The following is a 25349-nucleotide window of genomic DNA, read 5'->3' on the forward strand; positions in this document are numbered from 1 at the left end:
GGGTTTAGTCGTTCGGCTTGTCTTCGGCAATATTCTTGATATGGATTTCGTCGGCGCCATAGAACTTGACGCCGCGCTTGATCCGGTCACGGCCGCGTGACATGCGCCAGCGATTGGTGTCGCGCAAGCTGTAAACGCAGCCGCAATATTCCTGCTGATAAAACTGCTCGCGCTTGGCGATTTCAATCATCCGCGCGGCGCCACCTTGTTTGCGCCAGTTGTAGGTCCAGTAATCCACTTCCGGATAGCGGGCAGCTGCGCGCACACCGCAGTCGTTTATCTGTTCCATGTTTTTCCAGCGGCTGATGCCAAGCGTGCTGGAGATCAGTGTGTAACCGTGTTCGTGCGCGTACAAGGCCGTGCGTTCGAAACGCATGTCAAAACAGGTGGTGCAACGGGCTCCGCGCTCCGGCTCGTTTTCCTGGCCTTTGACGCGTTCAAACCAGTTGTCGGTGTCGTAATCCGCGTCAATAAACGGAATACCGAGTTTGTCGCAGAAACGCTTGTTTTCGTTTTTGCGGATCTCGTATTCCTCACGTGGATGAATATTCGGATTGTAGAAAAAAATCGTTTGCTGAATGCCGCTGGCGTGTATCGCTTCCATGATGTCACCGGCACAGGGTGCGCAGCAGGAGTGCAGCAAAATGCTGTCACTGCCGTTTGGCGTTTCCAGTTTCGGTCGTTCGACGTCGTTCAGCGAAAAATTATTCATTGGCGATACGATTCACGGGTATCAGTGCGCTTGAGTGCCGGTATTTTACACGCTTGCGTTGCTGATGTGGCGTGCTGGTGGTTGCCAACGTCCCGACAAACGTTTGAAACGCCAGTTCAACAACGCCGCGGCGGTGCTCAAACCGGCAATCATGCCAGCCCAGTAACCGGTCGGGCCAAGGCTGGTATAATTTGCCAGCAACCAGGCGGTGGGAAAACCAATAATCCAGTAGGAAAACAGGCTAATCAGCATCGGCATCCGGGTATCTTTCAAACCACGCAAGGCGCCGGCGGCGGTGACTTGCATCGCGTCCGATAGCTGGAATATTGCTGCCATCGACAAGAAGCCGACGGCCAAGGTCTGCACCGCCAGATCCGGTGTATACACGGCGGTGATTTGCCAGGGCAGCAGCCACATCGACAAGGTCGACAAGGTGGCGATGGAGCCGGCAAAGGCAATGCCGACCCAGCCAGCGCGGCGCACGGCAACCGGATTGCGCTCGCCAACGGCATAACCGACGCGGGCGGTAATCGCATTGGAAATGCCAAGCGGGATCATGAAGGTCAGTGAGGCGTAATTCAGCGCGATTTGGTGGGCACCGACGGTGGCGGCGTCATAGGTCGCCATCATCAGGCCGATCATCGCGAACATCAGCACTTCCAGCGAGAACGATAAACCCATCGGGCCGCCGGTATTGGCGATGTCCTTGATGCGTGTCCAATCCGGTTTTTTCCATTGCAGAAACGCTCGCAAATGGGCATGACGTTTCGCCGTCGCGGTATAAACCAGCATGCTGACAAACATCAGGAACCAGACCAGATTGGTCGCCCAGGCCAAACCGACAGCGCCAAGCACCGGCATGCCGAATTTGCCGTAAATGAATATCCAGTTGAACAACACGTTTAGCGGCACTGCGCTGATCGTGATGACCATAACGGCGCGGGTCGCGAACAATCCCTCATTGCAAAAACGCAGCGCCAGAAACAACCACAAAAACGGTGTGCCCCAGGACAGCGCGTCAACGTATTCAGCAGCCAGTGGTCGAATACTTGGTTCCACGGCCAGCCAATCCATGACGATGTCGATTTCTCGCCACAAGAAGAACACCGGCACGCTGATCAGCAGCGCGAACCACAAGCCGCTTTGTATCGTGCCGGCCATCGCGTCGTTGTCGCGGGCGCCGTTGTGCTGGGAAATGATCGGATTCAGCGCCAGGAACACGCCAAGAATAAACAACAACAAGGTCGCGAACAGGTTGACACCCGTGGCCACTGCGGCCAGCGCTTCGGCACTCAGCTGGCCGGCCATGATCGTGTCAACGGTATTCAACGCCGTTTGCGCCAGCTGGGCAATGACCAGCGGCGCCGCCAAATGCGAAAGCTGTTTTAATTCGGTTTTGGTGGCGTTGCCGGACATGGTGAGAAAGGCTCCAACTCGGGGCGAGTATGGTAGCCAGTTCAACCAGTGTCGGCTATCGGGATTTTTCCACTTTTAATTCAACCAGCCAGTTGTCGCGAGCGGTGGAATAGCTCTTGCCGCGATGGTCGCTGTCTGATTGGGCGCCGCCGATCAACAGCCATTGGCCGAGTGCGCCGCGTACATCGGTTTGCAGCACAGCAGTTTGATAGCGGCCATCGCCACGCGGCAAAACCTGCTCCGGATTGATCACAGCGGTGACTTGATCGCCGATAAGCCGTGGCAACACATAAAAGCCGGTGCCGGTATTTTTGAACTCGGTGCCGACGGTAACGCCGCCATAGCGGTTGGCATGAAAGGTCAGGTAGGGAATTTCTTCGCCGACCTGGATGAACGCCGGCTGCCCGGCCAATGCGCGTACTTGTTGTTGTTTCAAATCGCGTGATTGATTACTGCTGTAGTGGCCCTGTAAGTCGGCGTCAACGCCGCGCTCCGAATCGGCTGCGACCCGCCATTGCAATCGACGTTGTTGCGCTGCCTGACCGCGAAAAATCCGCACATAAACCATCAGGCTCTCCGGTGCCTGATCCAGCTTTTCAATAATGGGTTTGATGCGCTGCCATTCGTCTTCGCTGATATTCAGCAGCAGTTTGTTGTCGACGGCGCTGGCGCCAGCACTGGCCGGCAAGTGCGGACGAATCACTTCCAACACCGGCGCGGCAAGGCTGGATTTCAATTCGATAACGCGCAAACTGCGCTCGGCAGCGAGCACGCTGCCAATCAGCAAGCAGAGCAGGAAAACGATTCTCATATATACAGCCGCCGCCATTCGGAAACCGGTTCGCTTTGCTGCCAGATATCATCAAACTGTTTGTTTTTTTCTTTGACCGGCAACGGCGCATTGAAGTTGACTTCACCCTCGTATTCGGCGGCGTTGCTGCGGTATAACAAGCCGCGTTGATCAACGGTCATGAACGTGAATGGCAGTTGCGTGTAATCCGGATGCACTTTGCGGGTTTCAATTTTGCTCGACAGCCGCTGAAATAAATCAAGCAGGCGATGACCGCTTCGTAGCGGGCTTTCCGGGTCAACGATCAGCACCTGAATTTTGCTTTGCCTTGAGTAACGCGCCAGCTGTGAAAACGCTTCGACAATATCCGGATAATCCAGCACGCGACTGTCCAAATCGCGTGTGAATAATTTCAGCTCCAGCTTGGCTGCTTTCAGCAATTGCACACAGGCTTGGTGATTCTCGGCGCTGCTACGCACGGCGAAGCGGGCATCGGTGCCGAGTGTGGCTTCGGTCAATTCGCTGTCCACGTGAATTTCCTGGTGTGGTGTACTTGAGTGCAGTGTAACACTTGCCGCCGAACGCGATTTTGACTCAGTAGACGATATTCAGACGGTTGATGAGCGGTGTGGTGGGGAGTTGCAAGCGCATCGTGACAAACGGCTCTCCGGCATCCATGTAAACTGCGCCGGCGGCGTGAAAATCGTGTTCTTCGTAAAAGGCTTTGGCGTCGAGCGGGGCGTGTAGTTTGACGTGGGGCAGTTGTTTGTCGCGGGCGATGGCAATCAGTTCTTCCAGCAGTGCAGAACCCACACCGAGCTGTCGCCACGGCATCAGCACCGCGATATGGCCGATGACGCCGGATTTATCCATGCGGCCGGTGCCAATCGCTTCGCCATTCTCGGCTACCGCCAGCACATGAAAACAAGCCGGGTCCTGACCATCAAGCTCCAGATCAGGAGAGTTTCGCATTTCGTAGACAAACACCTTTTCGCGAACGAGTGCCAGTACGGCGCCCATATCCTGCCAATCGACCCGCAGTACGCGAAAACGACCGTTCATCCCACTTGCCAATCCCTCATTTTACTCAACACTTTTTGCAGACGCATCAAGCTGCGAGCTGAAACGCCCCTGCATTAAACAATGTAGTCAGCAGATCCGGAAATGACAAATCGTCGGCAAAGCGTTCGACGGCTTCGGCATTTACTTCTGTGGTATTAGACAAAAACTGTGCGGATTCGGCACTGATGCCTGACACGGGAATCTCAAGTCCATTGGCAAACAAGTGCACGGCCTTGTCCTGGCCAATAAACCAGGCGAAGCGGGCGTTGTCATCCCGTACCAGAGTTTTGTTTTTGCGCAGCGCCGCAATCAGTTTGTCTTTGCTCCAGTTTTTCGCTACAGGGGTCAGTGAGAAACGGGTTTGCGTGACCAGCGCCGCGTAACTTTTTTCCAAGGCTGTTGTGTCATTCATGAGTGCGCTCATCAGCGTTTTGACTTTTTGCATTTGCGCTGCGCTGATCTGTGCTGAATCCATGGCGGCTTGCAATTCCGGGTCGGCATAGCGAACGCCATCCATTTCCTGCTCGGTTAAATAATCCGCGAGGCGGGCGGCAATATCGGCCTGCGCCGGTGCCCGAAAACCAATCGAATAAGTCAGGCAAGGCTCCAGCGCCGTGCCGCAATGTGGCGCATTCGGCGGCACATAAAGCATGTCGCCCGGCTCGGCGATTACATCAAGGCTCGGTGTAAACGGTTCGATCTGCCGCAGCAGTTTCACTTTGTCATTGGGTACCGATGGATAATCGGGGTTGGCCACAAGCCAACGACGACGGCCCAGCCCTTGAATCAAGAACACATCGTATTGGTCTAGGTGCGGACCGACACCGCCGCCTTTGACCGCGTAGCTGACCATGACATCATCGAAACGCCATTGCGGAAACATGTTCAGAGACTGCTTCAATGCCGCCACTTCGGAAATAAAATAATCCACGGCCTGCACCAGCAAGGTGTAATTCTCGCGCGGCAGTTTGCGCAAGGCGGCTTTGGTGAAAGGGCCGTAATCAACATGCCAGCTGTCTTTTTCTGGGTCATGCTGCACCAGCCGGGCATCGACTTCTTCTTCCATGGCCAGCGCCGCCAGTTCTTCCGGCGTGGTCGCGGCCAAGTCGGTTGGGAAAGCGTTTTTGATCAGCAGCGGCTTTTTCTGCCAGTAGTCACGAAAGAAGGTTTCAACGCTGATTTCACCGAACGGGGACTTCACAGTCAGGGTTTCCAAATAACAGGGGCGGGCGAGGCCGGGTAACAAGGCCGCGTAGTATGGCAAAACGCCGATCGGCATGTCATGGGCTTGACAGGGATCACCGGCGCTTTATCGTAGCGCTCTTGTACCTTGGTTTCACAGGAAGCGCCGTTATGGATTACGTCATCACCGCTCGCGCCATCAAGAAAAATGCCTTTATCGCCGAACCGGGTCCGGTTCGTTACTTGCGGGTGCCGCCCGATCAACCGATTCCGCTGCCGGCGCATGCGGCAAGCAATCGGCTCGATCGCGAGCGCTGGATCAAGGAAGTGCGAACACTGGCTGACAACAACCCGAACACCCGCTCGATCAGCCCGCAAGGCGACGTACTGGTGTTCATCCATGGCTATAACAATGATCTGAACGTGATCATGAAACGCCAGCGGCAACTGGCCAAAGACCTACGGGCCGAGGGCTGGAATGGCCTGGTCATTGGTTTCGATTGGCCGAGCAATGACTCGACACTCAACTATCTGGAAGACCGGCGCGATGCCTCAAAGGTTGCCATCGAGCTGGTGCGCGGCGGCATCAAGCTGATCGCCAATGGCCAGGAAGGCGGCTGCGGCACCAACATACATTTGCTCGGCCATTCCACCGGCGCCTTCGTGATCATGGAAGCGCTGGTTCAAGCCGAAAAGGATGGTGAGCTATTTAAGTCCGACTGGCGCATCGGTCAGGTGGCGTTTATTGGTGGCGATGTCGCGGCCAGTTCCTTGTCGAGAGAATCGCAGTGGAGCAATCCGATGTTCAGTCGCATCATGCGGCTCACTAATTACGCCAACCCGTTTGATTCGGTACTCGGCATTTCCAACGCCAAACGCTTGGGCGTAGCACCACGCGCCGGCCGGGTAGGCTTGCCACTCGACGCCCACCCCAAATCGGTCAACGTGCATTGCGGTGACTATTTCAATACCATCAACCCGAAAAACGCCGTGTTCTTCGGCACCTTCAATCATTCCTGGCATATCGGCGACCGGGTATTCGCCCGCGATTTGGCCATGACCTTGGAAGGCGCCATCGACCGCCTGGCGATTCCAACCCGCTTGTGGGGCAATGGCCTGTTGAGTCTCAGGGACGCCAACCGCCCGGCCTTTATCGACGACTGGCAAATGGAAAGCGGCATTGTCTGAAGCGCTGGACATCATCTATCAGGATGAATATATCGTTGCCGTCCACAAACCGGCGGGCTTGTTGGTGCATCGCTCCGATATCGACCGCCACGAAACCCGCTTCGCCGTGCAACAGTTGCGCGACCAGATTGGCAAGCCGGTTTTCCCGGCGCATCGGCTGGATAAAGCCACATCAGGGCTAATGCTGTTCGCACTCGACAGCGAAAGCTGCCAGCGTCTGATGACTCAGTTTGCCGAATTGCAGGTCGATAAAACCTACTGGGCCATCGTTCGCGGCTGGCCGGCGGAGCAGGGGGTTATCGACCACCCGCTGACGCGCATCAAAGACCCTTACGACAAACCAAGACAGAAGTTTGAAGCGCAGGACGCGTTGACCGGATTCAAGCGCTTGCAAACGTTCAGCTCGCCGATTGCCATCGATCGCTACCCGGAAGCCCGTTACGCCCTGGTCGAAGCCAAACCGAAAACTGGCCGGCGACACCAAATTCGCCGCCATCTGAAGCACATCAGCCATCCAATCATCGGCGATGTGCGCTACGGCAAAGGCAATCACAACCGGCTGTTCCGTGAGCAACTGGGCATAGAAAGAATGTTGCTGGCTTGCACGGCGATGGCATTCAATCACCCCTCGACCGGTGCGCGTGTGGCGCTGGAATGCCCGGTCGAAGCCAGCTTTCAGACCGCGATAGAAAAGTTGGGTTTAAGGTAGGGGCGAATTCATTCGCACAAGCAATTCATGACGGTTACCGCACCTGTCCCATACACTGACCGACATCGGGCGAGAGATGGTGGCTGCGGAATTGTCCGCACAACGTCCTTGCATGGGAAAGCTTGCATGCTTGGTTGTCGGAATGAATTCCGACCTACAAAGTGCAGCGGGACGGTAGGTTTACATGCATGCAAACAAACTAGCTCAAACAATCGTCCCACCTCTAACGGGGCAATTGCTCAAAAATTAATCCTCGCTTTTTCCAACGATAGCCCTTATAGTGCGCGCCCCTGTTGCAATGCGGCAGGGTTATGCCTCACCAATCCTCTTTCCTGTTCAATGGCTTAAGGTCATTTTTCACATCAACACCCGTGTTGATGATGCTCAAACAGGCTATCGGCTTGGCGGCGTTCCGGACTCAATGCGCAAGCATCCGTTTCCGAAAGGCGTGTTAGCCAAGAATCGGTAGACACAAAACACACTCGCGGTATTTCCGCCCAGAATTGAATCGTTGCGAACATCAGCGATGCGCGTGCGCATGGCTTCGGTTTGCGTAAGCCGCTCTTCACCTCCTTCCCTTCTCCCCTTGTGGGAGAGGGGCCAGGGGAGAGGGGGCTGTCGAGATTCAAAACGGCAGACACCGCACCAGGCCAAAACGGCCACTTAAAACTTAGGAACCACATGTCATTTGCCAGCTTGAATCTTGACGAGCGCATCATGCGCGCGCTTGAAGAACTGAACTTTTCCGAAGCCACCCCAATCCAGTCGCAAGCCATTCCGTTGGTGCTTGAAGGCCGCGATCTGATGGCCTCGGCGCAAACCGGCACCGGCAAAACTGCCGCGTTCGTACTGCCGGCCCTGCACAAAATGCTGACCACCGAAGCCGCTCGCGGTCGTGGCCCACGCTTGTTGATTCTGTCGCCAACCCGTGAACTGGCCGAACAGATCAACGAAGCCATTCAATCCTTTTCCAAATTCTGCCGCGTCAAAACCGCTGTTATCGTCGGTGGCGTGTCCTACTTCCATCAGGAACGCGCCTTGAAAGGCACGCTCGACGTCATCGTCGCCACCCCAGGCCGACTGATGGATCACATGAGCAAAGATCGCATCGACTTTTCCCGCATGGAAATGCTGGTGCTCGACGAAGCCGACCGCATGCTTGACATGGGCTTTATCGAAGACATCGAAACCATTGCTGCCGCACTGCCGGAAAATCGTCAGACGCTGCTGTTCTCGGCAACGCTGGAAGGTGAAGTGTTGCGCGTTGCGCGTGACATTCTGAACAACCCAGAGCGCATTCAAATTGCCGGCGTCAAATCCGAGCATGCGCAAATCGAACAGCTCGTTTATGCCGCCGATGACGACAGCCATAAGCAAGCCTTGCTGCGTCATTTGATTAACCGTGATGAGGTTTATCAAGCCGTCGTGTTCGTCGCCACCAAAACCGGTGCAGACGATCTCGCTGACGATTTGAAAGCCGCCAACATCAAAGCCATGTCGCTGCACGGTGACATGAAACAACAACACCGTCGCCGCGTCATCGAGCGTATGCACGATGGTCGCGTAAAAGTATTGGTGGCCACTGACGTTGCCGCTCGTGGTTTGGATGTACGTGGCATCACTCACGTGTTCAACTACGAACTGCCGATGGTGCCGGAAGATTACGTCCACCGTATCGGTCGTACCGGTCGTGGTGGCGCCAGCGGTGAAGCCGTGTCATTGATTAGCCCGATGGACTGGCGCAAATGGTTCCGCATCGAGAAACTGCTGGGTCGCAAATTCGAAGAAATCGAAGTCGATGGCCTTGAGCCCAAGCGTGGCCGTCCTGCTCGTGAAGCACGTGGTGGTGGTCGCGGTGATGGTCGTGGCGAATTCCGTGGTGGCCGCAACAGCGGTCGCAGCAATGGCGGTGGTCGTCGTTTCGAAGGTCGTGGTCGCGACCGCGAAGACGGTGTATTCGTGCCGGATGGCGAGCGCGGCGACAAACGTTTTTCCCGCGATCGCACCGATCGTTTCTTTGCTCCGCGCAATCGCAATGATGCCCCGCGTGGTCGCGACGAAAGCCGCAACGACGAATTTCGTCCGCGCCGCGAGCGTTCGCGTTTTGCCGGCAACGATGCCGTAGCCAGCAACGAGCAACCGCGTTTCCGCGTCAACCGTGATACACCACGCGAGTTCAACCGTGAAGAAGGCAGCGGTCGTCGCGAACGCTCCAATGAAGAGCGCGGCCCACGTCGTGAATTCAACAGCGACCGTCCTCGCCGCGAGTTCAGCAACGATCGTTCGCGTCGTGAGTTCAATAGCGAGCGCCCGCGTCGCGAATTCGACAGCGAGCGCCCAAAGCGTGAATTCGGTGATCGCCCGGTCAGCCGCCGTCGCCCAGAAGCAGAATTCGCCAGCGATGCGCCACGTCAGCCAAACCGCCGCGAACGCCGCGCTGCTCAGTTCGGTCACTCGTTCGATGCCCATCCAGAAGCCAACGCCGGCCACCACGCCCCACGTCGTCCACATGGCGAACGAGGCGAGCCGGAGTTCCGTGTCGCCAACGCAGGTCGTCGCGACGAGTTTTAATCCTCATTAGCGGTGTCACTCGCTGCAATAAAAAACGCCCTTTCGGGCGTTTTTTATTTCCTGTTTTTCTCCCTTTCTTTTAAGTGATAGGCAAGGTGAAAGATTAACCCCAACGCTCAACTAACCCGTAGGTCGGCGCTGAGCAAAGCGAAGCCCGACAAGCTCCCGCGAAAAATAAGCCATTCTTCCGGAGCCAATGTAAAGCAGAAAAGCAGAACTACAGGGATGCTCGCGTCTGCACATATAGATGTATGGCTCCCTCTCCCTTTTCAAAAGGGAGAGGCGAGGTGAGGGATTAACCCAGAATCCCAAGCAATCGTAGGTCGGTGCTGAGCAAAGCGAAGCCCGACAAGCTCCCGCGAAAAATAGCTATTCTTCCGAAGCCAATGTAGAGCAGAAAAGCAGAACTACCGGGATGCTCGCGTCTGCACATGCATGGACCCCTTTCCTTTTTCAAAAGGGAGAGGCTAGGTGAGGGATAGAACGCGGGTGTAAAGCCCTAGCCCGGACAAGGCTACAGATCCCGAAGCGAAAGGTAAGGTTTCACCTCTATAAAAATGTGATGCACGACGCAAAATCGCAACGATGTATCGTTTTGTATCTGTATGCACCAAAAAGCTACAAATTTTTGTTTGACCTGGAATCACAGATAAGCAGAATACGCGGAAATTACCGAGCACCGCCTACCAGCTACGCCAATAAGCTCGGACATTTATCTTGTGGGAAGGGAAGCAATGATGACCAGGGATTGGCAGTCGTGTACTCATCGTGCTTTAGCGGCATTCAGATCGCTTCGCTCTCCTATCAAACTCCTTTCCAAATCGTCATTGCGATTTGTAGCGACAGGTGTCGCATTATTTTTCAGCGCATGGCTTCAAGCCGGTGCCAGTGAGGGCTTGGTTAAAAATCCGCTGGTTAATGAAGCAAATGTATTCATGTTTTCCGCAGGTACCCACCAAAACGCTCCGGCTTGCGCAACACAGACCCTAGCCACATGGGCAATTTCTTTAAATAACCCTGCCGGTCAGAACATGATGTCCCTGGTGCTCACTGCCCATGCTCAAGGCAAACGACTTCACGTCCAAGGTACAAACTATTGCAACTCCTGGGGCGATCGCGAGCAACCGTTATATGCCTTTATTGTGGACTAATCCAATGGCCTTTCTCTGCAATCTCAAACACCCAGCCGTCATTCCCACGAAAGCGGGAATCCAGGCGGTTCTCAATCAGGGCAAAACGTCTGTAATTGCGCCATTGTTCGCGCTTCTGTTTGGCGCCCTGCATATGCCTTCAGCCTACGCCGGTCACGCCGACGGCCAAATAGCCGCTGTTCGTTCTCGTGCCAGTGACGGCCTGGTCTGGATAAACCTCACCGGTCCACGGGTAAACAAACCTGCTTGCGCACTCTACGACTACATGATGATCAAAGACGAAAATTCCGAAACCGGCAAAAAACAATTTGCGATGCTGCTGCAGGCTCATGCAACGGGCAAACCCGTGTTTGTGCGAGGCACTGGCGATTGCTCGCGCTGGGGTGATGGTGAGTCAATTGAAATGGTGGAAATACTGCAATGATTACTCGTGCTATCCGCATCCTGCTGCTTCCCCTCTTGGCGCTTTATGCCATCGCGAGTAGCGCCAATCCCGAAACCGTGTGGGTGCGTGACGTCAAAGTCGTCCAGTTTGGTACTTACCAACACAATACCATTCACTTTGTCTGGCTTTCCTCCGGCACCGTACCGGCCTGCCAGCAACAGTCGCCAGGCAACCCAACCATTCACTTTGATGAGGCGAGTCCCGGTGGTAAGTCGCTGGTATCGGTGCTGACGGCTGCAGTGATTTCGAAAGTCAATGTCGATGTTCAGGTAACCGGGTGTCAGATTATGGAGGTGTATCTGAAATGACTAGCGCAGTTTCCCTATTCTCAAAAGTTTCGTTTACGTTCGCATTGTTTACAGCTACAGCAAATGTAGTGGCAAGTGGCGACAGCATGGGAGGGAAAGTCGTGCATATAGCATCTGTTAATGACGCCATCCTCTTAAAGATAAGTGGAAATACCGAAAGTAGTCGTCCCGCATGTGCTACGTCTGGCCGGTTTGCCGTTCACAAAGATAGCGCGCACGCATCCGTTGTGCTTACGGCATTCGCCACTGGGAAGAACTTATATAACGTAAAGGGGATGGGGACCTGCAATTTGTGGATGAACGCAGAAGACCTTCGATGGATTGAGGTTTGCCCTATTACTGGTTGCTAAGTCGGTCCACGTAGCACACCTGGCTTTCTCTCGGCTGCAATAAGATTTGAATGGTTCAATTGGCGAAAAACGAGATGTTAGTGAAAAAACTGGTTTTATTTGCGCTTTTGTTTGTGGTGGCGCGCGTAAACGCTGCGCCTCAGTGGTGTGTAGGCACGCTGGATTTAGTATGGATAGACATACACGGCAACGTGTTTACTCGGCCGTCTTGGCGTAACGACCATATTCGCATTTGTAATCTGAAGGGTTCAGATGGCGTCACCGATACGGTTACGTGCTCAAGTTGGTATTCTCAAGTCGCTCAGGCTGTTAAAGATAATCGGCAAACGACCATTCAGTACTCCGACATTCCTTCCTGCGCCACCATTCCGACCTATGGCAATGCGCCTGTGCCATATTACGTGATGATTCACCGGTAAACGATTAAACGCTAAGGGGCAAATCATGACGATAGCAAAATGTTTTCTGGTGGTTCTGGTTTGGTCTGTTTCGATGGTTGTACACGCAAACTGGATATACAGTGACGCAGCGAAAGTGACTCATGTCATGCAATGGGAAGGCGAAGGCAATCCCATATTTTTCACGCTTTCATCTGGAAAAACCTGTTACCTGCCAAGTGCTGACGCCAAAAATTACGCACTGGTCATGACGCTATATACGACCGGCAGAACTGCCAATGTTCATTGCTATCCAGAGGTTTATACATTTTCTGGTGCAACGGCACATAAGCTCCATCGAATCGTGGCGATGTAATCAAATGAGATTCCATAAGAGACAAATGTCAATGAAAAAATCCGTGCTGTCGCTGGTCGCGTCGATGCTGTTAGCGAATGCGTCATTTTCAGCTCCCGCCACCCCGGTCATCACCAATGCTACCGGCATGACCAAATTTTCTTGGGTGCTAATCCATGCGCCGGTATCGTTTTTGGTGCCGTCTCGCACCACTTCCGCAGATGGCACGGCATCGTTCCAATGGAACGCAGTATCCGGCGCGACGTATTACCAAGTACGTCTCTTTGTTAACGGTGTCTGGTCTGAGTGGCAATCAGTCGGCAGCAATACCTATTTCAACGCCATCAATGCCGACGGCAACATCGGCTTTGAAGTGCGCGCCTGTGATTCCTCGGGCTGTTCGGCTGGTGCTGGCACCACCGTCATTACCTCTGCCTGGAAAAACCTAGGTGTATGCGATCCGCGCACTAACCAACAAACCCAGATCTGTGTGAACAGCAATTACTGCACGCTGAACAGTCAACGCACCGTTTCAGGTAATTGCGGCCAATCGGTGGACTGCGGCTAAAAGTGAACGAATAAGTAACCCTCGCCCCATGTGGGGGAGGGTGGCGCGAAGCGCCGGGAGAGGGGTAAACCCTCTGAAAACAACAGTTAAACGGATTATCAGCGCTTCTCATACAAGCGCTTCTTTGTGGAGAAAAACATGCATAAGACCAAACTGAGTCTTGCTTTGGCGAAAATCACCCCACAAAAAGCCATTGGTTTTACCTTGGCTGGCTTACTGGCTGCCGCCATGGCCAACGCCACAACGCTGGATTCCAAACTGGCATCGGGCGTCCACAAACTGCTGGTCGGCGATTACGACGGCGACCAGAAAGCTGATGTGCTCTGGCAGGGCCGCAAAGAAGATGAACACGAATTGGTGCGCAGTGCCGGCGCCCATGTCCAGCGCTGGAAAGATGGCTTCTTGGGATTGGATTGGAACCGTCAAGACGTCAACCTGATTGTTGGCGACTTCAACGGCGATGCCGCCGCCGATGTGCTGCTGCAAAGTAAATTCAGCGGGCTAATGTCGCAAATCATGCATGCCGAGTTCGACGGCCTGTTCGGTAAACCCGTACAAACCATTGGCGATTACCATCAAGGCTTCCGCTGGGATGAAGCGCATCACAATCTTGTAGTCGGCGACTTCAACGGCGACATGCGCGATGACGTGTTTCTGCAAGGTCATAAAAACAACTTCCGTCACGGGGTATCACTAGCAAGCGAGCAAGGCACCTTCGACACCATCGTCTTTGACTTTGATAACCAGCATTTAGGCCTCGATTGGGCCAGCAGCAACTACAACGTTTTTGCCGGCGACTTTGACGGCAATGGCCAAAGCGAGCTGTTGTTGCAACCGAAAACCATGGGCTATGTCAGTCATATCAACAGCAAGAACAGCTTGCTTGATACTCTGCAACAATCATTGCCAAACGACCATTTGGGTTTGTCCTGGTTGCCGAAAGACCACCGTCTGTTGGTCGGTGACTTCAATGGCGACGGCAAAGATGACATCTTCCTTTTGACCACCGACAACAAGCAAAGGTCGGCGCTAGTGCCTTCAGATGGCAAAGGCTTTTCGGCGATCACCAACGAGATTAATTTTATTCCAAAGTTGAATGATATCAAAGATGTACTAGTCGGCGATTTCGATGCTGATGGCATGGATGACATTGTTCTAATTTACAAGGACGGAAATGCCACTGTTTTGATGGCTAATGAAACAAGAAGAGATGCCATCGAGTCACGATTGCGGGCACTCGGATTGTTAAAATCTACGGTGCAACTCGAATCAGTTCTTTCGAGCTCATTGCAAAATCAGTCTGTGAATTCTGTTAGCTCAGCTACGCTAAGTGGAGTAGCCAGTACTTCTGCTCCTAAAATTAATGCCGCCTCCTCAAGCTCCCTATTGGCGAATGTCTCAACCTTTAAAGCTGGTCCGGAGTTGGCACAGAGTGTAGGCACGACGTCTGGAGATGGCGGTGTATCAGGTGGTGCAGCAAGCTACCAAATACCAATCGCCGTTCCCCCAGGGAGGGCTGGAAAGCAACCTGAAATATCGCTGTCATATTCTTCCCGGAGTGGAAACGGTGTTGTAGGGATGGGGTGGTCCCTCAATGCAGGACAATCCAGTATTCACCGATGCGCAAGCTCTGTTGCCCAAGTTGGCTACACACGTAGTGTCATGCTGGATGACGGTGACCGGCTTTGCCTCGATGGCTCTCTACTGATCCTGGAAAGTGGCACATATGGTCAGTCAGGTGCGACGTATCGAACAGAATTAGAAAGCTTAGTGCGGGTAAAGCAGTTTGGCGGAATGTCCAGCGCCTCAGCACGGTTCGAAGTCCACTTTCAGAATGGCGATGTCAGAGAGTACGGTCAATCGTTTTCGTATGCCTCACATAATTATCCAATGTCATGGCATATAACGCGCTGGCGCGATCTTGCCGGCGTAAACACGGTTGATTGGAATTACACCAGCTCAGCGGGTGAGTTGGTGGTTGCCAGTATTGCATACACTGGAAGTGGCGGTGTCCAGGGTGATCGCTTAGTGGAGTTTAACTATGTCACTCGCACCGACAAGTCTAAACACTTCCACCTTGGCGGATATACTGTCTCTACAAAACGACTCGAGTCAATTGTCACGAAAGTTGGGAATGCCTTGGTTCGAGAGTACAGTGTTTTTTACGTGAACTCTGCTTCATCAAATAACTCAATCGCCACAGGGGTCCAGGAATGCGCGTACCCAGTTGACGGTACAGCAAAGCAGTGTCTACCTGCCATTTCGTTCACTTGGGACAATCAAGCCGTTAGTGCCTCAACAGTAGCTGTTCCGGCTGCATTGCAGAATGACGCCATCCAACAGTTCAATCAGTATTACGATATCAATGGCGATGGCCGACGTGAGCTTACCGGCGCGGAAATTCAAGATGCCAATGTCAGTCTTTCAAATGCCAAATTTTACGCGTTCTTCCTGAATGAGAATGACCAGGTACAGTCAATTGTAAATATGACCGACGCTAAGGCTTATGTCGGCGTCGGCCAGGCGGGAAGTATTCAGGATTTAAATGGTGATGGACGCCCCGACTTACAGGATTTGAATCTTGATGGTCGTATGGACTCGCTGCGCAAGAATTCATCAGGAGGATGGGAGCTGATCCAGTTCCAGTTTGAAAATGGTGTGCGGCAGGATACCGTCATTCCGGTAAGTATGCCTGCAAGTGTCGTCAATCCTATGTTTGGTCACGTCGTACCAGACATGAATGGCGATGGGTTTGCGGATTATCTTTATCGTGACAACTGTGGCTCCAGCAAGTGTCTAAAGCTTTTTGTCCACAACAAAAGTACGACAAGTCCTGGTTTCACTTATTGGCGAGACTTGGCGACGCTAAAATATGACGCACCTAGCTACTCCTTGGAGTCGTATCAGATCAAGGACTTTAATGGTGATGGCATACCGGATGTGGAGCTGACGCATTCCCGACTGAGCGGTCAGGTGCAAGTTACCGATTTGCGTTTTGTTTTCTCCTCGATCAATAACGGTGTGGTGACATTCGATAACGTAGTCAATTCGTGGGATTTGGGTTTGCCCACGGATATGTCGAAAAATCAGTATTTGTTCATTGATATCAATGGTGATGGGTTACAGGATTATATTGCTCCCGAGTTTGTCAATGGCAGCTCTGGTACCGCATATTGGTATGTGCGATTTAACGACGGTAAGCGCTTTGGTTCTCGTGTCAGCACTGGCAGCGATACGGGCATTCAACTCTCTGGAACAAAGCTACAGGGGCTCTGGGGATCTCTGTCATCCATTGATATCAATGGCGATGGCAAAGAAGAACTGTTCCTGCCGACTGGCCGACTAGTCGCCGCCTGTGCTGAGGTGATGCTGAACGGAAAAGAAAAAACCTATTGCGGCGACCAGCTTCATCAACCCTATATTACGCAGCCAGCAATTCATGATCTGAAAGAGGCTGACATTGGCTTGTATGCCTGGAAAGTTATTCAGTTCAATTTTGATGGTGAGACGATTTCCAGCACTTTATACGACCCGGGCATTGCAGCCAGCTTGCAAAAAACCTACATCATGGGGCCGCGTGCACCACAAGTGATCGATCTAGATGGCGACGGTCAATCTGAAATCATCTGGTCAGTGCGTTCAGGTGCTGGCGGATACTACGACGACGTCAATTCCTGGGTGGCCTATTTTCAAGGCAGCTCGCCATTGCCAGATGGCTGGCATATCAAGCGCTTCAAGCATGGCACTGAATTGTTGACCGCCGTTACCGACGGTATGGGCAAACAGGTCCAGTGGACCCATCATCCCATTTCCCACAGCGCTGGAAGAAATGCAAACCAAATTCCGCTCTACTCAATACCCGCAAATGATTCACAGCGGTTGGCGGTAAAAGATGGTCACCACTTCTATTTCACTTCCAGCATGTACGTAGTCAGTAGCATGCATGTAAGTGGCCCCGCAGTCCCTGCACAAAGCACTCACTATGGTTATCGAGAGAACATGTATCACAACGCCGGTCGCGGCGTACAAGGTTTTCGCCAAATTATCACCGAGCAAGCCAGAGGTGATGACGGCACAACCATTCAGACCATTACCACTTTCAGCCAAAAATTTCCGTTGGCAGGGCAGGTCATTGATGTAGAAGTTCGACGCGGGCCAGGTAACCTTGTGCTGGGTAATACCGTGCTGTCAAAAACCACCAGCAACTGGCGTTGGCAAGGCCCGGAGACTGGCCCAGCCACGCCTCGCGACAACGGTGTACTGTCACTTCGCTCCGGAACTGCCTTGCAAGATAACAAGACCTATTTGCCGTGGCTGGAAACCCAAACTAGTGAATCGTTTGAGTTCAACGGTGTCTCCATGGGGCGCACCGTTACAACACAAAGCGCGCCTTCGGGTTTCGGCAACGTCGAGTCTGCCACCACCACGGTGACGGATGGCTATCAAACTCATGTCACCTCAATCACTCGCCAATTCCTGCCAAACTGGACCGATTGGTGGCTGAATAAGTTGTCGACCGAAACCACCACAAAAACCGCGACTCCAGTTGGCGGGACAGCCAACAGCAAAACCCAGCTGACAACAATCAATACGTGGCACACAAACTGCCGGAAACCGGAAAAAACTACGTCCGGGCACCAGTCGAACAATACGCTGCAGTTGGTCACCGAAATGACTTACGACAGCTACTGTAACGTTGACTCCACCAAAACCTATGCGGCCAGCGACACTGGCAAGTTTCGTCGTTCAGCGGCCTATTGGGGAACTGACGGCTACTTTGTCGAGCATGCAGACGATGCCTTGGGCCAACGTACCGCCTTTGTTACCGATGCCACCCATGGACAAGTAACCAGAGCTACAGATCCATTCAAGAATCAGCTCGTCACTCGCTATGATGCATTCGGTCGCGCTATCAGCGCTCAGCAGGAAGGCCGTGTCAGCACCGGTAACGCGGCAACCACGGAATACCAATGGGCAACGAGTACGGAGAAAGCACAGCTGCCAGCGGCCGTTTATAAAACGATAAATACCCATCCCAATGTCAAACCGACGCAAACCACCTGGTACGACGCCTTTAATCGTGTGCTGCGTGTTCAAAGCGAAGACCCGCTTACGGCCGCTCGCTTCATCAACGTCGATACCGAGTACGATGCCAAAGGGCGAGTCAAGCGGCAAAGCGTGCCGTATTTCCATGGTAACGCCATCAGCGGTTGGACGACTTTTCATAACTTTGATGCCTTGGATCGTCCTGGCATTAAGTCCATGCCCAATGATGGTAGCGGCTTGAACGTTACATATAACTACCGAGGTCTGGTCACGGATGTTCAGATCGGAACCAATAGTCACTATCAGGTACAGCGCATCAAGAACGCACTGGGCCAATGGTGGCAAACCACTGATCAAGGTAGCGAAGGCACTCACGGTGCGCCATTGACCACCACTTTCCGCTACGACGGTAACGGCAATCCCATCAGCATCAGCCGCACCACCAGCGGTGGCGTCGTCGTCAATAACACTGCCGCCTATAACGATATCGGCCAAAAAACCTCAATGACCGATCCCGAGCGCGGTACCTGGAGTTTCAACTACAACATTTGGGGTGAGTTGACCAAGCAAACTGATGCCAAAGGTCAACGCACCTGGTTTGACTACGATGATGGCGGGCGGATACTCAAGCGCTCTGAAGCGCTCACCGACAGCAAGCCCGTGACGCCAGTCGCCTCATGGAACTACAGTCGTAACCGGGTCGACAGCAACGTCGGCATCACGGCGTTACCATTGGAATCAACCAGCAAAACCGACAGCACCGGCACTATCAGCAAAACCTTCACTCTGAATGCGGAAGGTTTGGTCAGGCTTTCGGAGTTCACGTTGAGTCCAAGCGGGGAAGCCTCGCGTAACTTCAGTTTCACTCAGGGCTACAATGGTAACGATTTACCCGAGACCTCTAACCTCGCTAACAATCGCGGCACGGTCACCACCAGTTACAACAGCAAAGGTTTTCCGTCCACAACGGTCAATGCCAATGGCCAGGATATTAACCCCTATGCCGCGCTTGATCTGGATGCCTTTGGCAATGTCGTATCGGCTCGTTACGGCAATGGCCTGCACGGCACCCAGAATTTCAGCGCTCAGACCGGTCGCATTACCTCCACCTGTGTCAATACCACCGCCAACTGTAATGTCAACAGCGCCGGCAATAAGCAGGCCATCAACTATGCCGGCACGGCGCCTAATGGCACCTCGCTTGGTTACGACGACTACGGAAACCTGCGCGGTCAATACAACGTCATTCAAAACGTCACTGAAAGTTTTGGTTACGACCGACGGATGCGTCTGGTAATCAGTCACAGGGCAGCGGTGCTTGGCGGCGGCCTTCCGGACCTAACGCAGACGCACCGCTACCAATATGACCAACTGGGTAATCTGATCGAGAAAACCGACTTTGCCAAAGTCATCGACTACACGCTCACCGGCAATCCGCACCAGGCCCACAAAGCCTGGGCCGATGCCGCCAAATCACAATTGGTTGCCGAATACGTTTACGATGCCAATGGCAACTTAACCAGCTCTAGCGGTCTGGCGGCGCACACTCGAACCAGTGTTTACAATCATCAGATGGTACCAACCAGCATTACTCGCGGAAGTGCCAGCTCTGCGTTTGCTTACGATGAGGGCAATGAGCGCTGGTTTGAAAAGCACATCAGCAGTGGCAAAACCGAGAAAATCTACAAACTCGGAAAAGGTTTTGAGCTGAAGTTCACCACGGAAAATGGCGTGACCACTGAAGAGGAGCAGCATTATCTCGGTAGCAACGCTCAGTTGATGTACAAAAAAGCGCAGAACGGCAAGCCGCAGTGTTTCCAATGGCGCTACCTGCACTTGGACCGTATGGGCTCGGTGGAAACCATCACCAATGCTGGTGGCGCGGTGGTAGAACGGCGAGGTTTCGATCCGTTTGGGAAGCCGCGTGCTGGTAACTGGATGCTGGACAGTACCCGGGATGGTACGACCAATACCGAGAAAGGCTTGTTCAGCCGCGTCACCAGCCGAGGTTATACTGGTCATGATCATATTGATTCGGTCGGTGTCATTCACATGAACGGGCGCACTTACGATCCGGAGTTGGGTCGGTTTATGGGTGTGGACCCGTTTATGCAGGCGCCGCTGAATTCGCAGTCGTTGAATCCGTATTCGTACGTGATGAATAATCCGTTGGCGGGGACGGATCCGACGGGGTATACCAGTGAGTGTATTTCGGTTGATGCTTCGTGTAACAATAAGAAATTCTCGTTCCTGGGCTTTTTGGAAAGCAAAGGCCTCGGATGGGTGATGGGAGGTAATGGTAAGAAGGGCGGGGATGCGGTTCGGGCGCAGATGTCTGACGACATGGCGGGAATTAGCGGCTTGAGACAGCGGCAACGCGATGAATTGTACGCCTTCTTTGGTATTAAGCTTACGCCTACCGTTACTGTGCGGGAGGTTAAGGTTGATGAGAATAATAATGCGAAGGGGGGGACGGAAAGGAAGGAGGCCGGTGATCGAGGAAGTTCGATTCCGTGGTATGCCACTCTTGGTGATACACGCGGAGAACGACAAGTTGCGCGCAATATTGCAGAACGTGATTACGGTGTTATCTCTCAAGAAGAATTCGATAAAAATAATCAGGCAATGGCAACAGGTGCGGCAATTGGAGGAGGCTTGGCCGCAGGTGTAACAGGGATTGTTTTGTTAGCAAGGTTAGCGCCAGTTGCATTTGCTCTTGAAATGACAGAGGTTAGTACTGCACTGCAGGCCGAAGCGCCGATTCGTATGCGAACTTCAAGCGTTACTAATAAAGGTGCTGAGCGAGCTGCTGCCTATGGTGAAGGTTGGGCTTCGGCGAGTCTTTCAGATGCTGTTGAGCAGTTCGCAGGTAAAAATCCAGTCATTTCAATGACTGACAAAGGGAAGCGTATCTATGCGAACTCTGAAACAGGGATACAAGTCGTTGAGGACGTTAACGGTAAGTACTTTCGAATTTTTGATCCATCCATTCAAGGTAAGCGAGCCTACTTAGATCTTTCTGGCAATATCCCGAACAACAAAATTCTTGAAAATGGCAAGCAAATGGGGCGAACCCAAGCTGAGTACAATCAAGTTACACACTTCAATGTTCTGGAGTAAAAGCAATGAAGCTATTGACCGTGCCCGTATCGAAAGACGCTATAGAAAGGTTAGATCTTGATGCGTGTTTTGATGGTGATTTGATTGAAGTCGCACTCTCGGAAGAAGAGTTTAATGAGCTATGGGGACTGGAATATTCAATGTATTAAACGATCAATTAAGTGTGATGATAGATGATTTTGAGGATGAGTCTATCTCGAATGATAAGCTTAGTGATGCATGGGTGTTGGTTAAAGCTAAGCTTGAAGGTATGCCAGATTGTGCACCCCTAAAACGGCTGCTATCTCAAATTGAAAATGCACAACGCTTTAATACGGAAATATATTTTTATTTTTAAGGGTGAAATAACAATCGAGTAGAGACAATGGGGTACACCCAAGCACCTCTTGTGTCAATGCTGATACGTTGAATAGTTTTAAGTAGTAGAGAAAGCCTCACCCACCCCGGCCATCGAGTCGGGGTTTTTGCTTTTTTAGCTGCCCGGAACGAGGAAGGCTGGAATTATCCAGTCTTCTTCTTGGCGGCATCCTGCCGGCTGAGCGCCTGCTTGGCTTGGTACTTCAAAATCAATCCTTCCAACACGGCTTGGGCAACCAGCCGATCTTCGTCGTCGAATTGGCTGATCGCTTCGAACTGCAAACGTAAGTCCTGAGCAGGGCCTCGTTCGCCTTCATCGAACACCAACTCATCAAGCGTGATACGCAAAGCCACGGCGATCTTCTTGAGAGCATCAAGCGATGGCTGGGCGTGGCCTGTCTCATAGCGGCGGATCTGGTTGACGTGCAGGCCGACCATATCGGCCATCTCGTGCTGGGTCAGCTTGTGTTGCTGGCGCAGGGCGATCATGCGGTCACGGATGCTCATGCGGAAAACATAAATGGGATTGGATAGACCCATGATGGTATCCCCGGGTAACCTGACTAGATTGCAAAGATACCTCAATAGATCGCATAATAAAACCCATATAGGGTATTGACATGTTTTTGAGGGGAAACGGCCATGGCTCGAATACCGGAAGACCAGATCGAACGCTTGAAAACCGAGGTATCGCTGGTCCGGCTGGTCGAGGCCAAAGGCGTCGAGCTGAAAAAACACGGCAAAGATTACTTAGGCCGCTGCCCGTTCCATGACGACAAAACCCCGTCTTTAGTCGTGACCCCGGAATCGAACCTCTGGCATTGCCTGGGCGCCTGCAACGTTGGCGGCAGCGTCATTGATTGGGTGATGAAGACGGAATCGGTCAGCTTCCGGCATGCGGTGGAATTGCTGCGGGAACGTTCCGGAATGGTGGAGGCTGCTGGTCCGGTTATCGAATCACGCAGCAAAGCCACCCAGAAAAAACTGACTTCGCCTTTAGTCGCTTCCGATGCTGATGACCAAACGCTGCTGCGCCGAGTCGTAGGGTTCTATCACGAAACACTCAAACAAAGTCCTGAAGCCTTGGCCTATCTGGAAAAGCGCGGCCTGCATTCGCCAGAACTGATAGACCGCTTCCAATTGGGTTATGCCAATCGAACGCTGGCGTATCGCTTGCCGGACAAGAAACTCAAAGGCGGCGAAATCCGCACCCGCTTGCAGCAACTCGGCATCTTTAGCGACAAAGGCCATGAGTTTTTAAACGGTTCATTCGTTGTGCCGCTTATGGATGAAAACGGCAGAGTGGTCCAGATGTATGGCCGCAAGTTGCTGGATAACTTGCGTGTTGGCACACCAAAACATCTGTATCTACCCGGTGCCCATGCCGGGATTTTTAATGCTGAAGCACTGAAAGCCACTGACGAGATAATCGTCTGTGAAGCGTTAATCGATGCCATGACCTTCTGGGTACATGGCTTTAGGAACGTCACCACGGCTTACGGCATCAATGGTTTTACTGATGAACTGCTGCAGGCGTTCGTGACGCATCAGATCAAACGGGTATTGATTGCGTTCGACCGTGACGAAGCCGGCGACAAAGCCGCTGCCGAACTGGCCGAAAAACTGATTAAAAACGGCATCGAGTGTTACCGCGTCAACTTCCCGAAAGGCATGGATGCCAATGAGTACGCCTTGCAAGTGAAACCTGCTGCTAAATCCTTGGGGCTAGTGCTCAGAAAAGCCGAATGGATGGGAAAGAGTTCTCCGGTCACCGCCCGAAACAACATGGATAGCGGCGATGAATTTACTTCTTTAGCCGCCGAAGTTTTACCCGAATCCGCTTCTCCGATACCGGAATCAAAACCGTTAAACGTTGATGCTGACGTGAAAGAATCCGAAGCCGTCTTTAACTTCGGTGAACGCCGTTACCGCGTGCGCGGCTTGGCGAAAAACAGTAGCGTCGAGCTGCTGAAAATCAATCTGCTCGTCTCGCAAGGCGAGGCGTTCCACGTCGATACGCTGGACCTGTACAGTGCCAAAGCCCGGCAGGCGTTTATCAAACAAGCCGGATTAGAAATCGGTTGTGGCGAAGACACACTGAAATCTGACCTCGGCAAAATCCTGTTGAAACTGGAAGAACTGCAAGAACAGCAACTGAAGAAAGTGCTGGAACCAAAAGCCGCCGAAATCGTTATCGACGACGAAGACAAAGCCGCCGCCCTTGAGTTGCTGAAATCGCCCAATCTGCTGGACCGAGTATTAACTGACCTCAAAACCTGCGGAGTTATCGGTGAGGACGTCAACAAGCTCACCGCTTACTTGGCCTGCACCTCACGCAAATTGCCAAAGCCGTTAGCGATATTGATCCAATCGAGTTCCGCAGCCGGTAAATCGTCCTTACTCGATGCCGTGTTGTCGTTAATGCCGGATGAGGAACGAGTCCAATACTCAGCGATGACCGGGCAATCGTTGTTCTACATGGGCGAGACAAATCTGAAGCATAAAATCCTCGCCATTGCCGAAGAAGCCGGCGCAGAACGCGCCAGTTACGCGCTAAAGCTGCTGCAATCGGATGGCGCCTTAACGATGGCTTCAACCGGTAAAGATCCAGTTAGTGGCAATCTGGTGACGCAGGAATACCGGGTCGAAGGTCCGGTGATGATTGCGATGACCACGACCGCGATTGATAACGATCCGGAACTGCTCAATCGTTGCATCGTGCTGACCGTCAATGAGTCGCGCGAACAAACCCGCGCCATCCATGCCCAGCAGCGCGCCCGGCGCACGCTGGCAGGACTGCAAGCGCAAGCCGAGCGGGAACACGTATTGCGGCTGCATCGCAACGCGCAGCGTCTCTTAAGGCCATTGGCGGTGATGAATCCCTACGCCGAGCAACTGACGTTTATCGATAACCAAACCCGTACCCGTCGCGATCACGAGAAATACCTGAGCTTGATCGACACGATGGCACTGCTGCACCAGCATCAGCGGCCGATCAAAACCACGACCCACAAAGGCAAGCCGCTGGAATATCTCGAAGTCCGGCTGTCCGATATTGCCCTGGCGAATCGTCTGGCGCATGAAGTGCTGGGCCGGTCGCTGGATGAGCTACCGCCGCAGACGCGCAATCTGTTGCAGGCGATCCATCGGATGGTCGAGGAACGCAGCGCGGCGCTGGAAATGAAACGCGGCGATTATCGATTTAGCCGCCGAGAGGTGCGCGATTACACGCAGTGGGGCAACACGCAATTGAAGCTGCACATACAGCGACTGGAAGACATGGAATACCTGATCGTGCATCGCGGCGGCCGGGGTTCGACGCTGGTGTATGAGCTTGCCTACAACGGCGAAGGCGATCAGGGCGAACGCTTCCTGCCAGGACTGATCGACGTGGCGGCACTCGGCTATGACGAAAAGAAGTCGGGGCCAATTGATGAGAAGTCGGCTCCAAGTCGGGGTCAAGTCGGCCCCAAGTCGGTGGGTGGTCGGGATGGTGAACTTGCAGAAAACCTCGGTGATTTAGCTGCCGAATCGAGTTCGGACGATGAAGATGCTGAAAGCGCACATCCTGCGTGCAAAAACGGTGTGTCGTACCGTAACGAAACTACCATTGCCGCGAAGCCGAATTGATGGCGCGCAAAG

The 25349-nt window shown here is 53.1% G+C and carries 18 protein-coding genes; 11 read left to right on the forward strand and 7 right to left on the reverse strand.

The window, feature by feature from the left end; all coding sequences use genetic code 11:
- Positions 1 to 4 precede the first annotated feature (4 nt).
- The 6 genes from E2H98_RS18330 to E2H98_RS18355 form a co-directional block, all read right to left on the reverse strand.
- A complete protein-coding gene (locus E2H98_RS18330) occupies positions 5 to 712 on the reverse strand; it encodes an epoxyqueuosine reductase QueH (RefSeq protein ID WP_133587184.1) in 708 nt (235 codons plus the stop codon).
- 45 nt (positions 713 to 757) lie between these two features.
- On the reverse strand, positions 758 to 2128 hold the full coding sequence (locus E2H98_RS18335; protein ID WP_133587186.1) for an MATE family efflux transporter: 1371 nt from the start codon (positions 2126 to 2128) through the stop codon (positions 758 to 760).
- Positions 2129 to 2183: 55 nt separating this feature from the next.
- The gene (locus tag E2H98_RS18340; RefSeq protein WP_157591461.1) at positions 2184 to 2939 is read right to left on the reverse strand and encodes a hypothetical protein; all 756 of its coding nucleotides are present in this window, start codon (positions 2937 to 2939) and stop codon (positions 2184 to 2186) included.
- Positions 2936 to 3448: a DUF7931 domain-containing protein gene (locus E2H98_RS18345; RefSeq protein WP_133587190.1), complete on the reverse strand. Its 513-nt coding sequence runs from the start codon at positions 3446 to 3448 to the stop codon at positions 2936 to 2938. The genes E2H98_RS18340 and E2H98_RS18345 overlap by 4 nt, the downstream gene beginning before the upstream one ends.
- Positions 3449 to 3512: 64 nt before the next feature.
- Complete coding sequence (locus E2H98_RS18350; protein ID WP_133587192.1) at positions 3513 to 3980, reverse strand: GNAT family N-acetyltransferase; 468 nt, start codon at positions 3978 to 3980, stop codon at positions 3513 to 3515.
- Between the two features lie 46 nt (positions 3981 to 4026).
- Entirely contained in the window at positions 4027 to 5181 is a 1155-nt protein-coding gene (locus tag E2H98_RS18355) for a cupin domain-containing protein (RefSeq protein WP_157591462.1), read from the reverse strand.
- Between the two features lie 152 nt (positions 5182 to 5333).
- Here E2H98_RS18355 and E2H98_RS18360 point away from each other — a divergent pair, with 152 nt between their 5' ends.
- The 10 genes from E2H98_RS18360 (at position 5334) to E2H98_RS18405 (ending at position 21499) form a co-directional block, all read left to right on the forward strand.
- Positions 5334 to 6350, forward strand: a complete 1017-nt coding sequence (locus tag E2H98_RS18360; protein ID WP_133587197.1) for an alpha/beta fold hydrolase — start codon at positions 5334 to 5336, stop codon at positions 6348 to 6350.
- Positions 6343 to 7059: a pseudouridine synthase gene (locus tag E2H98_RS18365; protein WP_133587199.1), complete on the forward strand. Its 717-nt coding sequence runs from the start codon at positions 6343 to 6345 to the stop codon at positions 7057 to 7059. Before E2H98_RS18360 ends, E2H98_RS18365 begins: the two co-directional genes overlap by 8 nt.
- A 681-nt stretch (positions 7060 to 7740) precedes the next feature.
- Positions 7741 to 9630: a DEAD/DEAH box helicase gene (locus tag E2H98_RS18370; protein ID WP_133587201.1), complete on the forward strand. Its 1890-nt coding sequence runs from the start codon at positions 7741 to 7743 to the stop codon at positions 9628 to 9630.
- 1056 nt (positions 9631 to 10686) lie between these two features.
- The gene (locus E2H98_RS19230; protein WP_198325341.1) at positions 10687 to 11205 is read left to right on the forward strand and encodes a hypothetical protein; all 519 of its coding nucleotides are present in this window, start codon (positions 10687 to 10689) and stop codon (positions 11203 to 11205) included.
- Complete coding sequence (locus E2H98_RS18380) at positions 11202 to 11534, forward strand: hypothetical protein (RefSeq protein ID WP_133587203.1); 333 nt, start codon at positions 11202 to 11204, stop codon at positions 11532 to 11534. The genes E2H98_RS19230 and E2H98_RS18380 overlap by 4 nt, the downstream gene beginning before the upstream one ends.
- A 430-nt stretch (positions 11535 to 11964) precedes the next feature.
- Positions 11965 to 12303, forward strand: coding sequence for a hypothetical protein (locus E2H98_RS18385; RefSeq protein ID WP_133587205.1), 339 nt, complete (start codon positions 11965 to 11967; stop codon positions 12301 to 12303).
- A gap of 25 nt (positions 12304 to 12328) precedes the next feature.
- The gene (locus E2H98_RS18390; protein ID WP_133587207.1) at positions 12329 to 12637 is read left to right on the forward strand and encodes a hypothetical protein; all 309 of its coding nucleotides are present in this window, start codon (positions 12329 to 12331) and stop codon (positions 12635 to 12637) included.
- A 31-nt stretch (positions 12638 to 12668) separates the two neighbouring features.
- The gene (locus E2H98_RS18395) at positions 12669 to 13184 is read left to right on the forward strand and encodes a chitinase N-terminal domain-containing protein (RefSeq protein ID WP_157591463.1); all 516 of its coding nucleotides are present in this window, start codon (positions 12669 to 12671) and stop codon (positions 13182 to 13184) included.
- 138 nt (positions 13185 to 13322) lie between these two features.
- Positions 13323 to 21350 carry an FG-GAP-like repeat-containing protein gene (locus tag E2H98_RS18400; RefSeq protein WP_133587211.1) on the forward strand — a complete coding sequence of 2676 codons (8028 nt, stop codon included), beginning with the start codon at positions 13323 to 13325 and terminating at the stop codon, positions 21348 to 21350.
- Positions 21351 to 21355: 5 nt separating this feature from the next.
- Positions 21356 to 21499 carry a hypothetical protein gene (locus tag E2H98_RS18405; protein WP_157591464.1) on the forward strand — a complete coding sequence of 48 codons (144 nt, stop codon included), beginning with the start codon at positions 21356 to 21358 and terminating at the stop codon, positions 21497 to 21499.
- Between the two features lie 352 nt (positions 21500 to 21851).
- Here the strand turns inward: E2H98_RS18405 and E2H98_RS18410 are convergent, their stop codons facing one another.
- Positions 21852 to 22247, reverse strand: coding sequence for a helix-turn-helix domain-containing protein (locus tag E2H98_RS18410; protein ID WP_133587215.1), 396 nt, complete (start codon positions 22245 to 22247; stop codon positions 21852 to 21854).
- Positions 22248 to 22349: 102 nt separating this feature from the next.
- On the opposite strand from E2H98_RS18410, the gene E2H98_RS18415 reads away from it, so the two are divergent.
- Positions 22350 to 25337: a CHC2 zinc finger domain-containing protein gene (locus E2H98_RS18415; protein ID WP_133587217.1), complete on the forward strand. Its 2988-nt coding sequence runs from the start codon at positions 22350 to 22352 to the stop codon at positions 25335 to 25337.
- The last annotated feature ends 12 nt before the right edge of the window (positions 25338 to 25349 follow it).

It is taken from the genome of Permianibacter aggregans (genome assembly GCF_009756665.1).
In the GTDB taxonomy this organism is placed as follows: Bacteria; Pseudomonadota; Gammaproteobacteria; order Enterobacterales; family Permianibacteraceae; genus Permianibacter; species Permianibacter aggregans.